8 protein-coding genes are annotated in these 12,802 nt (G+C 69.8%); 5 read left to right on the forward strand and 3 right to left on the reverse strand.

The window, feature by feature from the left end; translation table 11 throughout:
• The first annotated feature begins 23 nt into the window (after positions 1-23).
• Both Pla133_RS15885 and Pla133_RS15890 read left to right on the forward strand, forming a co-directional pair.
• Positions 24-1,394, forward strand: a complete 1,371-nt coding sequence (locus Pla133_RS15885; RefSeq protein WP_145066968.1) for a Gfo/Idh/MocA family protein — start codon at positions 24-26, stop codon at positions 1,392-1,394.
• 128 nt (positions 1,395-1,522) lie between these two features.
• Positions 1,523-3,145, forward strand: coding sequence for a hypothetical protein (locus tag Pla133_RS15890; RefSeq protein WP_145066970.1), 1,623 nt, complete (start codon positions 1,523-1,525; stop codon positions 3,143-3,145).
• Positions 3,146-3,182: 37 nt separating this feature from the next.
• Here Pla133_RS15890 and Pla133_RS15895 read toward each other — a convergent pair whose 3' ends face one another.
• Positions 3,183-4,214 (reverse strand): CobW family GTP-binding protein, encoded by a 1,032-nt coding sequence (locus tag Pla133_RS15895; RefSeq protein WP_145066972.1) that lies wholly within the window; start codon positions 4,212-4,214, stop codon positions 3,183-3,185.
• Positions 4,215-4,254: 40 nt separating this feature from the next.
• Here Pla133_RS15895 and Pla133_RS15900 point away from each other — a divergent pair, with 40 nt between their 5' ends.
• Entirely contained in the window at positions 4,255-5,112 is an 858-nt protein-coding gene (locus tag Pla133_RS15900) for an amidohydrolase family protein (protein ID WP_145066974.1), read from the forward strand.
• 55 nt (positions 5,113-5,167) lie between these two features.
• Here Pla133_RS15900 and Pla133_RS15905 read toward each other — a convergent pair whose 3' ends face one another.
• On the reverse strand, positions 5,168-6,652 hold the full coding sequence (locus Pla133_RS15905) for an FMN-binding glutamate synthase family protein (RefSeq protein WP_145066977.1): 1,485 nt from the start codon (positions 6,650-6,652) through the stop codon (positions 5,168-5,170).
• A gap of 138 nt (positions 6,653-6,790) precedes the next feature.
• Positions 6,791-8,008, reverse strand: a complete 1,218-nt coding sequence (locus Pla133_RS15910; RefSeq protein WP_145066979.1) for a permease — start codon at positions 8,006-8,008, stop codon at positions 6,791-6,793.
• 598 nt (positions 8,009-8,606) lie between these two features.
• Here Pla133_RS15910 and Pla133_RS15915 point away from each other — a divergent pair.
• Together Pla133_RS15915 and Pla133_RS15920 are read left to right on the forward strand one after the other, a co-directional pair.
• Positions 8,607-10,667 (forward strand): NHL repeat-containing protein, encoded by a 2,061-nt coding sequence (locus tag Pla133_RS15915; protein ID WP_145066981.1) that lies wholly within the window; start codon positions 8,607-8,609, stop codon positions 10,665-10,667.
• A gap of 143 nt (positions 10,668-10,810) precedes the next feature.
• Complete coding sequence (locus Pla133_RS15920) at positions 10,811-12,568, forward strand: sulfatase-like hydrolase/transferase (RefSeq protein ID WP_145066983.1); 1,758 nt, start codon at positions 10,811-10,813, stop codon at positions 12,566-12,568.
• Positions 12,569-12,802 lie beyond the last annotated feature (234 nt).

A 12,802-nucleotide genomic window follows, 5' to 3' on the forward strand; every position in this document is an offset into this window, starting at 1 on the left:
TCCTCCACCACGTTCAATCAACCATGCGCCCTGAACTCTCCCGCCGCCAGTTCATCCAAACGACCGGGGCCGCCGGATTCGGGCTCGCCGCGACCCGCCTGGCCCGGGGCGCCAGCCTCTTCGAGCCGGGCCCCGTGCGGGTGCTGTCCATCGGCGTGATCGGCACCATCGGCGGCGCCGACCGCGAGCAGGTCGCCGCGCACCCCGAGGCCCAGATCGTGGGCCTGTGCGACGTGGACGCGAACTCCCTCGCGCGGGCGTCGGAAGACCACCCCGACGCGTTCACCTGCACGGACTACCGCGAGGCCTTCGCGCGCCACGGGGACGCCTTCGACGCGGTGATCGTGTCGACGCCGGACCACTCCCACGCGCCCATCGCCCTGACGGCCCTGGCCCACGACAAGCACGTCTACGGGCAGAAGCCGCTCGTCCACCAGCTGGAGGAGATCGCGCTGGTCGAGCGCGCCATCGCGGCCAAGCCCGACCTGGTCACCCAGGTCGGCAACCAACGCATGGCCTATCCGGGTCGCCGCGCGGCCGTGGAGATCCTGCGCTCGGGCGTCCTGGGGCGGGCGCTCGAGGCCCACGCCTGGACCGGCGCGCCGGGCCCCGATCCGTACTTCAACTTCGAGCACCACTTGAGTGCCCCCGTGCGTCCGCCGGAGCACATCGACTTCGACCTGTGGCTGGGCCCTTGCCAGGAGCGGCCCTACCGCGAGGACCTCTTGCCGGTGAAGTGGCGCTCCTGGTGGGACTTCGGCAGCGGCGGGCTCGGCGACTGGAGCGTGCACGTGCTCGACGTGATCTTCTTCGGCTTCGACGAGCTGACCTCGCCGATGTCCGTGGTGACCCACGCCCAGCACCCAGCCGACACCTTCCACACGCATCACTGCCGTTCGACGATCACCTATGCGGTGGATTCGGACGCCTTCGCCGGGAAGCGCTTCGCGATCCACTACAGCGACCGCAACCAGGCGCCCTCGCGGGCGGCCCTGGGACTTCCGGGGGATCGCTGGCCGGACTCGAACATGACCGTCGTGGTCTGCGAGGGTGGCGTCCTGTCCTTGACCGCCGGGGGCGGCTTGGAGATCTGGCGCGACGGCGAGCTCACCGATGGGCTGGCGCTGCCCGGCCTGCCCGAGTTTGGCGAGCTCAACCACTGGCACGCCTGGATCGACAACATCGTCGGTGTGCCGACCGAGCTGCGCACGCCCTTCCGCGACGGCGCGCGCATCACCGAGGCCGCGCTGCTGGCGGTCAAGGCCTCGCGCTTCCCGGGGCAGGAGCTCCTGTGGGACAAGGCCGCCCTGGCCTTCACCAACCACGCCGAGGCCACCGACACCGTCGTGCGCCGCGACTACCGCACGGGCTTCGCGCCGCCCGAGGTGGGTTGACCCGTTCGGCGGGCGCCGGTCGGGATCGACGGCGCTCGCGGCGGGCGGCGACCTACCTGACTCCGGGGAGGTCGAGCGGCGCCCGAGGCACGCCGCTCGTCGAGCAGCGCGGGTGCTAGGCTCCCTCCATGTCACTCCGCCTCCTGGCCTCGCTCGCAATCGCCGCTCCCGCCTCCGCCCAGGGCCTGCACGGCTACATCGGCTACGAGGCCTCGCCGCCGCCGGACAGGTCCGAGTACGCCGCCGGGATGGGGTTCTACTCGGCGGTTTGGCCGCTGATCGACGAGCCCCTCGACGGCTTCCAGATCGGACTGGCCGGCGCGTGGATCCTGCCCGACAACTCGGACAACAGGGATGTCCCGCTCGCACCCGAGGGCACCCTGGCGCGGCGCTGGGCCGAGCGCGGTCCGACTTGGGACAGCGTGTTCCAGACCGTCGAGGGCGGCCTCGGCTACTGGCGCGGGAACCGCTTCCGCTACGGGCCGCCCAAGTTCAGCATGAACGCCACGCCCCAGTGCTACGACTACGAGGTCGGCTCCCCGGGCTGGTCGTTCTTCTACGACACCGAGGCCCTTCCGGACGATCGGCTCGGGATCGCCCAGCTCTCGAACCGCATCCTGATCCCGCCCGACGCCCTGCCCTTCGAGGGCAATCCGCGCGGGAAGTTCATGGGCTACACCTACATGGCGCTCCCGTTCACCGATCCCGTGCCCGCGGATGCGGACACAGGGCGCGAGCCCACGGGGGACCAGGCGTGGACCTGTTTCGTCGCCACGCAGAACTTCAAGGGACCCATCGCCTACTACATCCCCGAGACCTGGAGCAAGATCGCGCGCCTGTTCGACGAGCCCTTCCTCCACGGCCGCGGGCTCGACGCTCGGGCCGGAGTCATGGGCGGCGGCGCGATGGAGATCAACACGGTCCCGCGCCTCGAGGCGACGGCTACGGACGGCACACGCTACGCGCGCATTCCGCGTCTGTCGTTCCCCGTCGACGCCGACGGACGCGCGGTCCTGGTCCAGGACGTGAGCTACTACTCGAAGGCCGCCCTCTACGACGACTTCCTCGCCTGGCGCCGCGGCGGCGAGCCCTGCTCGGGCAGCTTCCGGGCCGAGGGCACCTTCGTGGCGAAGCTGTCCACCCGCTCGACCCGCTACGACCAGTCCGGCAAGCCCATCGAGGGCGTGAACGAGGTCTTCGACACCCGGGTCTTCGACGACAACACCTGGGGCTTGGTCTGGAACGAAAGCGAGGTCGCCGAGCCCGGCCAGTTCCCCGAGTACTTCCGCGTCGAGGAGGAGCGCTGCGTCGCGGTGGCCGCCAAGGATGTCCCGCGCTCGACCGGACTGCGCCGGGAGACCTTCGCGCTCGCGACGCCGGGCGCGCCCTTCACCTCGCCGGACCAGCCCACGGCAGGCAGCGCCTGGTCGGAGCCGGGCCCGGCCTCGCCCGCACGCAAGGTCAAGCTCGGTGACGGCTCCCTGGTGACCTACCGCTGGTACCGCTTCGTGGACCAACCCTCGCTCCAGCAGTACCGACGACCGCCCTACTCGTGGAGTGATGCGAAGTGCGACGCCTTGCAGGCCTTCATCGAGGAGCTCCACCGCCAGTGGCCGACGGACCGCGACTACATGGCGCCGCCGACTTCGGGCGAGCTCGTACGCTTCGATCCGGCGCTGTTCGTGTCGCCGCCGAAGGGCATGGAGGTGGGCTACGTGCCGATCGTGGCACGCCAGGAGCGCGCCCGTTAGCGGCGCACCGATCGACGCCCGTAGCCAACCCGGCGCGTCAAGGGCTGCGGTCGGCGCCGGCGTGGCCCGCGAGGGCCTCGTGCAGGGACCGCAGCAGCGGCTCGATCGAACCCTCGGGCATCCCGCGCTCGATCACGACCACCTCGGCGCCGGCCAGGTCGGGGGGCGCTAGATCCAGGCGCTGGGGCGGCGACACCGAGGCGCCCGCGGACTGCAGCACGTAGGTCGCGCCGCTCGCCCGACAACGGGCCAGGGCCTTGATCCGCAGGAGCCTGGGGCCGTCGAGTTGCGTCACGAGGCGCAGCCAGAGCTGGACGGCCTCGATCTCCACCGCGTCGTCGACGCGGATCGAGTGGGTCGTGTAGCCGATCGAGCCGTGGTCGGCTCGGCCGTCGCCGGAACTGGCAGCCGGGCCCGCGAGCGGCCCCCACAGCCAACCCCTGGCCCCCTCGACCGAACTCGACGCCCGCAAGCCGAACCCGGGCCGGTCCAGCAGCCAGTGCCAGTCCAACCGCCCTCGGTCCGCGGCGCGCACCTCCCGACCGGGCACCTCCCGCTCGAGCCAAGCCCGCACGCCCTGCGCGCGCTGCGGCGCGAGGTCGACCTTGCTGAGCACGACTCGATCGGCGAAGTCGAGCTGGCGCCGCACCTCGGGCTGCTCCCGGGCCAACTCCTCGATGCGTTCGCAATCGACCGCGACGATGACCCCGCGCAGCTCCACGCGCGCCGCGAGCCCCGCGTCCGCGGCGATGGCGTGCAAGAGGGGCGCAGGGTCCGTCAAGCCGGTGGTCTCGAGCACCACCCGGGCCGGCCGCCGCTCGAGCAGCCGGTCGAGGGCCACCAAGAGGTCGCCACGCAACTCACAGCACACGCACCCCCCCGGCAGAAGCAGGACGTCCTCGTCCACCCGCTCCAAGAGGTGGTGGTCGAGCCCGAGCTCCCCGACCTCGTTGACGAGCACGGCCACGGGCTCGAGGGCGTCGGCCAGCAGCGCGCGCAGGATGGTGGTCTTGCCGCTGCCGAGGAACCCCGTCAGGACGTGTAGCGGCGTGGTCTTCTTCGAACTCATGGGTGGCCGTCGTAGCCGAGGGCCGCAGTAGCATACGCCGATGCAACCGCGTTTCCTGATCGACGCCCACGTCCACCTGAACAACTACCACGAGGCGACTCGGCGCCCCACGGTGGAGAACGCCAACGAGCTGTTCGCCAAGATGGACGAGATCGGCATCGCCCACGCGGTCGTGATCACCTCCTACAAGGTCGACCTCGACCGCCCCAGCGTCGAGGAGCTGCTCGAGATCCTCTCCGCGGACTCGCGCGTCACCCTGGTCGAGGGTCTGCGCTGGCGCGGCGAGGTGCGTACCGACCTGTTCTCGCTGGAGGAGCGGATCCGTGACGGCGCCATCCAAGGGATCAAGCTCTACCCCGGCTACGACCACTACCCCATCAACGACCCCTCGCTGGAGACGGTCTTCCGGATCGCGGCCAAGCACGACGTGCCGGTGATGATCCACACCGGCGACACCTACTCGAAGACCGCCAAGGTCCGCATGGCCCACCCGCTGCTGGTCGACGACGTGGCGGTCGACTACCCGGACGTGCGCTTCGTCATGTGCCACCTGGGCAACCCCTGGTTCCAGGACGCCGCCGAGGTGCTCTACAAGAACGACAACGTCTTTGCGGACATCTCGGGTTTGACCCTGGGCGACTTCACCTACGACTTCGAGCGCTACGTCGCGATGCGCCTCAAGGACATGATCACCTACATGGGCGACCCCGGCAGCCAGCTCATGTACGGCAGCGACTGGCCCCTGGTCAACATGAAGCCCTACGTGAAGCTGCTGCACGAGCTCGACTTCACCGACGAGCAGCTCGAGAACGTGGCCTGGCGCACGGCCGCGAAGCTGTTCAAGATCGACGAGGCCACCTTGGTCGCGCCGGAAGGCGGCGGAGCTCCGAGCGAGTAGGCGCAAGTCGGAGAGACCCGATCCTGGCCCGCTTCGGGTGACGACGTCCTCGCCATCAACCCGGGCGTGGGTTGCCGAGATCGGCCCAGCTCTCGGCGTCCAGGAAGATGTCCGTGGTCACCTGGGCCGGGTCGCTCACGCCGCAGGCCGCGATCAGGTCCAGGGTCGCTCGGACCGTGTTGCGGTGGAAGCGCTCGACGCGCAGACGCTTGTCGGCCACGGACAGCCCCTTCACGAGTTCCGGATCCTGGGTCGCTACGCCCGTCGGACAGGTGTTCTTGTCACAGCGCAGGGCCTGGATACAGCCCAGGCTCAGCATGAAGGCCCGGGCCGAGTTGCAAACGTCGGCGCCCAGGGCCAGGGCCCGCACCAGGGAGGCGGCGGTCAGGAGCTTGCCGCTGGCGATCAGGACCAGGCGCTCGCGCAGGTCGAACTCCTGCAGCGTGCGGTGGACGAGTTGCAGCGCGGGGCGCATCGGCATGCCCACCGAGTCGGTGAACTCGAGCGGCGCGGCGCCGGTTCCGCCCTCGGCTCCGTCGACGGTGATGAAGTCGGGCAACAGGTCGGTCTCGACCATGGCCTCGCACAGCGCTCGGAACTCGTCCTCGCGACCGATGCAGAGCTTGAAGCCCACCGGCTTGCCGCCCGAGAGCTCGCGCAACGAGGCGACGAACTCGAGCAACCCCCGCGGCCCCTGGAAGGCGCTGTGCCCGGGTGGCGAGAGCACCGTGCGGTGCGGTTCCACCAGGCGCACTCGAGCGATCTCCTCGGTGTTCTTGATCGCCGGCAGCACTCCTCCGTGGCCGGGCTTCGCGCCCTGGGAGAGCTTGATTTCGATCATCTTGACCTCGGGTCGGCGCGCGCGCTCGACGAACGCGTCCCGGTCGAAGCGACCCTGGTCGTCGCGGCAGCCGAAGTAGCCGGTCCCGATCTGCCAGACGACGTCGCACTCCCCCACCAGGTGGTGCTCGGTCAGCGACCCCTCCCCCGTGTTGAGGTAGAAGCCGCCAGCCCGCGCGCCGTGACTGAGTGCTTCGATCGCGCGGCCGCTGAGTGCGCCGTAGCTCATGGCCGAGATGTTGAGCATCGAGGCCTCGTAGGGCTGGGTACAGCGCCCGGCGCCAATGGTCACTCGCGGCTCCTGCTCGAGCGCCTGCACCGGATACATCGAATGGCGCAGGCCTTCGTAGCCCTTGTCGTAGAGGTCGAGCTCGGTCCCGAAGGGGTGGGTCGGATCCAAGTCCTTGGCGCGCTGGTAGACCAGGGCGCGGTGGTTGCGCGAGATTGGGACACCGTCCGTGTGCCGCTCGATGAAGTACTGCTGGATCTCCGGGGAGATGGCCTCGAACAGGAAGCGCAGGTGACCGGCGAGCGGGAAGTTGCGCAGGATCGAGTGCTCCCGCTGGAGCATGTCGCGGAGCCCGACCCCGAACAACACCACCAACGGCACCAACAGCCAGGCGAAGGCCAGGTGCCACCAGGTCAGGAGGGCGGCGGCGACCACCAGGGTCGCGCCAACTGCGAGGAACAGACGTCGCATGGGCTCAGGTCTCGGGGGACTCGGCGGGGGCGTGCATCGAAAGAGAAACTGGACAGATAGGGCGCTATCTGAGTGGCTCAACCTTCAATCGCCTGGCCCTGAAGTGGACCGGACGGGACTCGCCCGGCCCCGCTCGGATCAACGGACAAGTGACAGCAGGGCGCCGATCGAAACCCAGCCGGCCGCGATCCAAGCGATGGCGACCAGAACCCGATCGAGGCTCAGCCCCGACGATCGCTCGTCGCCTTCGTCCTCGCACTCGTCGACCGCCCCATCACCCGTCCGGCGCAACCACCACAGGCCGGCGGTGAGGGCCCCGAAGGCCAGGTTGAGATAGAAGGTGTGATCGATCGCGAAGCTCGGTCCGCGCTCGCCGCTGCTCGCCGCGACCCCGTCGGGCAGTGCGCCAAAGGCGTCGAAGAGATAGTGCAGCGTCACCGACACGGTCACGAGCGCCGCCAGGAAGATCGCCCCGATGTAGAGGGCCAGGCGCCAGCCGTTGTAGCCGATCTGGATCCGCAACACCGGAAGCACGACCAGGTCGCTGAAGAGGAAGGCCATCACCCCGGCGAAGCTGACGCCGTTGTGGTAGAGCAGCCCCGCCAGGGGCACGTTGCCCATGGAGCCGATGAAGGGGCAGAAGGCCGCGACGGGCCCGATCAAGGCGTCGAGCAAGACTCCGCCGAAGCCGGCATCCTCGGCTCCGCCCGGGAAGAGGGCCTGGAAGAACGACCGCGGCACGAAGACGGCGATCGCGCCCGCCGCGGCGAAGCCGATCGTCACGTCCTTGACGACCATGTCCCACTCCATGAAGTAGCGCCGGGCGACGTCGCGCCAGGCGGCTTTGGAGCGCAGCCGTCGCGAGAGCGGACGGGACTCCTCCTCCGAGGCTTCGTCAGGGTCTTCACCCCGCGCCTGTTCGACCAGTCGCGCCGGCCGGGTGAGCCGCACCAACGCCCAGGTCACGAGGATCAGCAACAGGCCGCCCAGGTACTCGCCGACCACGAACTCCCAGGACAGGAAGACCGCGATCACGAAGCCCAGCTCGATCACCAGATTGGTGGAGGCCAGCAGGAAGGCCAGGGAGGGCACCAGCCCCGCGCCCTTGCGGAACAGGGAACGGGTCGTCGACAGGGCCGCAAAGCTGCAACTGCTGGAGATGAAGCCAAAGAGGGTCCCGAGGGCGACGCTGCGCGGGCCCGCGTCGCCCATCGCGCGCTGCATCCGTGAGCGCGTGACGAAGACCTGGATCAGGCTCGACACCGCGTAGCCGAGCACGAAGGCCCACAGGGCACTCCAGAAGAAGGACAGCGAGGTCAGGGCCGCCCGCGACCACAGATCGAGGAGCTCGGCCACGCGCCGATGGTAGCGGGGAAGCTCCGGAGTCCGAGGGCGGTCGAGGATGCGCCAGGCTCGGACCTGTCCACTCGAGGCGGCGAGGCCAGGGACCGCTCGAGGTCCACGCGTTCGGTGTGTGCCTTGCGCCCCGCCGCAACGCAGTGCGTCGGTCTCCAGACGGCCGCACTACCGACCGCGGCTCCCATCGCTCGAAGTGCCTGGATGGATGGGTCACGACGACCGTGGGCTGGCGCGGCCAGGTCGGTTCCCGGCGGGGCTTGGGCGCTGCGGTCCCCGAAGGCGACCCGGATCGGGTCGTCGGGGAGGACCGTCCTGCCATGGTCCCGCCAGGAGACGCGCGGCCGGCGAAGCCGGCCGGTTGGCCCGTTGGAGCGCGAGTCGTGCGGACGTATCCGGGCCAGACGCCCGAGGTCAGCCCGTTGGATGGCCGGCAGGCTAGCCTCGGTCGGCGGATCGCTCGCCGAATGCCGAGAGCTCAGCCCGCGCGGCGCCCCCCTGGTTCTCGGATTCCCGCGGGACGGCCGACCTCCCGGGCGGATTGGACCTCCGACGGGCGAGACCCGCTCGGTCGACCTCCCCTCAACATCCCCAGCCCATGTCCAAAGTCGCACTGACCGCCGCATTCATCGCCTCCTTCGTCGCCGTCGAGTCGGGCGCCGCCCGCGCGGGCGAGCTGCTCGTGAGCAACTTCACCACCGGCGTGGTCGCGAGCTTCGATCCGATCAGTGGCACCCCCACGGGGACCTTGCAGCCGGGCGTCTCCACGCCGGCAGGGATGGTCGTCGCGCCGAACGGGACCCTGCTCGTGGCCAGCAGCTCCGGCAACTTGATCCGCGCCTACGACGGACTGTGCGGGACCAGCCTCGGCGTCTTTGCCAGCGGCGGCGGCCTCAACCAACCCCGCGACCTTGCCTTCGGGCCGAACGGCAACCTCTTCGTCGCCAACCGCCAGGGCAACAACGTGCTCGAGTTCGACGGGACGACCGGCGTCTTCGTGAAGGTCTTCGCCAGCCAGGACCTGTCGGCCCCGATCGGCCTGGCCTTCACTTCCGACGGCAACCTGCTCGTCACCAGCCTGAACACCGACAAGCTCGTGCGCTTCGATGGGACGACGGGGGCCAAGCTCGAGGTGCTCCCGACCGGGTCCGAGCTCGACGGACCCGTGGCGATCCTGCTGCGGCCCAATGGCAACCTGTTGGTCTCCAGTTCCCTGAACGACCGGGTGTTGCAGTACACGCCCAGCGGCGGCTTCCTGGGGATCTTCGCCCAGGGCTCCGGTCTGGACAATCCGATCGGTCTGGCCTTCGACGGGGCCGGCGACCTGCTCGTGGTCAGCGCGAACTCCGGGGCGATCCTGCGCTTCGATGGTACGAGTGGCGCCTTCGAGGGCGTCCTCGCGACTCCGGGCCCACAACCCTTCGACCTGGCCTTCGGTCCCGACGCACCGCCGCTCCCGACGGCTCCTGGATACGACGTCAGCACCTACGCGCCGAACGTACCGGGTCCCTTCGTGCTCGACTTCGCCCCGGACGGGCGCCTCTTCGTCGGGCAGCAGACCCAGCCCGTGATCGGGGTAAACGCCTTCGTGACCGTGGTGGCCCCGGACGGGACCCACGCGCCCTACGGCGCGGCTCCGACCCTCGACCCCGACGTCGTGGTCTACGACGCGGTGGGGACGGTCTCCGGTGTTCCCGGCTCGGTCATCGTGGGAGGGATCTGCGGAACGAGTGTCGGTTGCCTGCACCGTATCGGTCCGGATCAGTCGGTGACCCAGATCCTCGGTCCGACCACCGAACTCGAGAACCCCTACAACCTGGAGTTCGACAGCCAGGGTCGCTTGATCTGCACCGACGACACCCAGCCCCGACTCCTGATCGTCGGCCCAGGTGCCGGGAGCGTGGCGACCCTGGTCAACCTCCCGTCGCCGGCCACCGGCCTGGCAATCGACGCGGCGGACCGGATCTACTCCTCGAATGAGGGCGGGACCGTACTTCTGCACTCGAGCAGCGGCGCGCTGCTCGACGGAGCCTACGCCCAGGGCCTGGGACCCAACCCGCCCCTCGCGATCGGGCCGGGGGGGCCGTGCTTCGGCACCTTCCTCTACGCGATCGATCCGGCCACTGGCGAGCTCCTGCGCCTGCTCCCCGGAGGCGGCAAGCAGGTCCTGGGCACGGGCTTCGCCAACGACCAGTCCGACCTGACTTTCGGCCCCGATGGCGCCTTGTACGTGACCCAGGTCTGTGCGGACCGTGTAGTCCGCATCGCGCCGTCCTCGCCGGCAATCCAGGCCACGCGGAGCGGGATCCCGCCCAACCCCACGGCCCTGCTCCCCGGGGTGACCAGCGGCCCGGTGATCGGCGCGACCTGGGATCCGGTGATCTCCCACGGAAGCTTCGCTCCGGGAGCGCTGATCGACGTGCTCGTGGTGACCTCCGGTCCGACCAACCTGCCCCTGCCTGGCTTCGGAACCCTGCTCTGCGACCTGGCGGTGACCTACTTCACCGCGACCACCGCCGCGGGCGCTCCCTTCGCCGTGGACATACCGCCGACCTGCCAGATCGTCGGCCTTGGCCTCTGCACCCAGGGGGTGTCGGTGGACGGCGTGGGAGGCCTGCTGTTGACCAACGCGCTCGACATCGCGGTCGGGACCTACTGAACCGACCCGGCGGCTCACGGACCGCCGCAGGTTGGCGGGCGCGCGCCGAACTCGCCGATTCCGGGGAATTGCCGTCTTGCCAGAACGGCTTGCTCCGTTGTATTTGGAGTCTTCGGTCCGCGCCCCCCCAACTACGACCATCGATGAGCCAGCGTCTTCGCGTCGCCCGCACCCTCCTGGGAGTCACTTGCGTCGCCTTCGCCCTCGCCGGACTCGGCGCCGCGACCCCCGGCGGCACTCCCCCGACGAACGTCCTGCTGCTGCTCGCCGACGACGTGGGGGTCGACTCGCTGACCCTCTACGGCCTCGGCACCCTGGCCGCGAACACGCCCAATCTCGACGCCCTCGCCGCCGGCGGGATGCGCTTCGACAACGCGTTCTCGAACCCGACCTGCTCGCCGACGCGGGCGACCCTGCTGACGGGGAGGTACTCGTTCCGCACGGGCATCGGCGCGATCGTCGACACGTCGGGCGGCGGGCTGCCCCTCTCGGAGGTCACCCTGCCGGAGATGCTCGACCTGGGCGCGACCACGCCGTGGTCCCACGCCATGTTCGGCAAGTGGCACCTGGGGCACCTGAACATCGGCGGCCCCCTGGCGCCCAACCTCGCTGGCTTCAGTCACTTCGCGGGGTCCCTGCAAAACCTCGATCCGCCCGCGCAGAGCTACACCTCCTGGAACAAGATCGTCGACGGGGTGACCACCCACGTCGACGCCTACGCCACGACCGAGGTCGTCGACGACGCCTTGGCGTGGATCGCCACGGCCCCGGAGCCCTGGTTCACCTATGTCTCGTTCCACTCGGCCCACACGCCCTACCACGCCCCGCCGGCGAACCTGCACACGGTCGACCTGAGCGGAGCCGGCGAGCCGAACATGGACCCGGTGCCCTACTACCGGGCCATGATCGAAGCCATGGACACCGAGATCGGGCGTCTCTTGGCCGGACTCGGTACGACCCTCGACAACACCCTGGTGGTCTTCTTCGGCGACAACGGGACGGCGACCGAGGTGACCCTGCCGCCCTTCTCGCCGGCCCAGGCCAAGGGCAAGCTCTTCCACCAGGGGACGCGGGTCCCGCTGATCGTCAGCGGCCCCCAAGTCGCCGTCGCGGGGAGCACCAGCCAAGCGCTGGTGAACACCACCGACTTCTTCGCGACCCTGGCCGAGGTCGCAGGCGTCGACTTGACCAACGTCGAGCCCGCGGGGCAGGTCCTCGATTCGATCAGCTTCCTGCCCTCGCTCGCGGATCCCGCTGCCGCAGGAGCGCGGGACCTGGTCTTCGCCGAACGCTTCTGGCCCAACCAGCCCCACACGTCGGTACCGGTGCAGCCGCTCGGGTACACGTGCCAGCCGACCCTCGATCCGGGCGGCGAGATCTCCATGTCCCTGAGCCTGTGCGGCGGCGCACTGGTCGACGGCAACACGGCGGACCTCACGCTGACGGGGGCCCCGGCCCTCGCACCGGTCTGGCTGGCGATCGGATCGAAGTACGACCCCCTGCCCCTGCCTGCCCTCGGCGGGGTCCAGGGGCCGAATCCGATCGCGTACATGATCTCGGCGCTGACGGATCCGAGCGGCAGCCTGGTGGTGCCGGGGCTCAAGGGCAACATCGGCCCCTTCGTTTTCTACTTCCAGGCCGTGGCCCAGAACCCGCTCAATCTCTACCAACTGCTGTGGTCGAACGTGGTCGAGACGCACTACCTCGGCGTGGACTCCAAGGCGGTCTTCGACGGCCGCTACAAGTTGATCGCGAGCGTGCTCGGCGGCCCCGACCTGTTCTTCGACCTGTGGAACGACCCGTTCGAGCAGGTCAACCTGCTCGACGCGCCACTGGCATCGGCGGACGCGGTCTCCTTCGACAACCTGACGCTGCGGCTCACGACTCTGATCGCACCCTGAACCCAGGGTGCTGCTGCATTGCGCCGCGGCGTTCGAGCGGGGGACGGCGGGGCCCGCGCCCGAGATCTGCCGCCGCCGGGGTCCAGCCCCCCACCGAGCGGAGCAGTGTTTCGGGAACGACGCACCCAGACCCGTGGCCAGGATCCAAGACCCAGCAGACCGTGCGCCGGGGGGCCCGGGTTCAGGCCGATGGACTCGACTTGGTGCCTCGAGCGGTGGCACCCTGCCCGGGCC

The sequence above is a fragment of the Engelhardtia mirabilis genome (genome assembly GCF_007748095.1).
Lineage (GTDB): Bacteria > Planctomycetota > UBA1135 > UBA1135.

What these genes read in the sequence shown, in the direction of transcription:
- Pla133_RS15885 (WP_145066968.1), top strand. Translation starts at nt 24, where the DNA reads ATGCGCCCTGAACTCTCCCGCCGCCAGTTCATCCAAACGACCGGGGCC.
- Pla133_RS15890 (WP_145066970.1), top strand. Translation starts at nt 1,523, where the DNA reads ATGTCACTCCGCCTCCTGGCCTCGCTCGCAATCGCCGCTCCCGCCTCC.
- Pla133_RS15895 (WP_145066972.1), bottom strand. Translation starts at nt 4,214, where the DNA reads ATGAGTTCGAAGAAGACCACGCCGCTACACGTCCTGACGGGGTTCCTC.
- Pla133_RS15900 (WP_145066974.1), top strand. Translation starts at nt 4,255, where the DNA reads ATGCAACCGCGTTTCCTGATCGACGCCCACGTCCACCTGAACAACTAC.
- Pla133_RS15905 (WP_145066977.1), bottom strand. Translation starts at nt 6,652, where the DNA reads ATGCGACGTCTGTTCCTCGCAGTTGGCGCGACCCTGGTGGTCGCCGCC.
- Pla133_RS15915 (WP_145066981.1), top strand. Translation starts at nt 8,607, where the DNA reads ATGTCCAAAGTCGCACTGACCGCCGCATTCATCGCCTCCTTCGTCGCC.
- Pla133_RS15920 (WP_145066983.1), top strand. Translation starts at nt 10,811, where the DNA reads ATGAGCCAGCGTCTTCGCGTCGCCCGCACCCTCCTGGGAGTCACTTGC.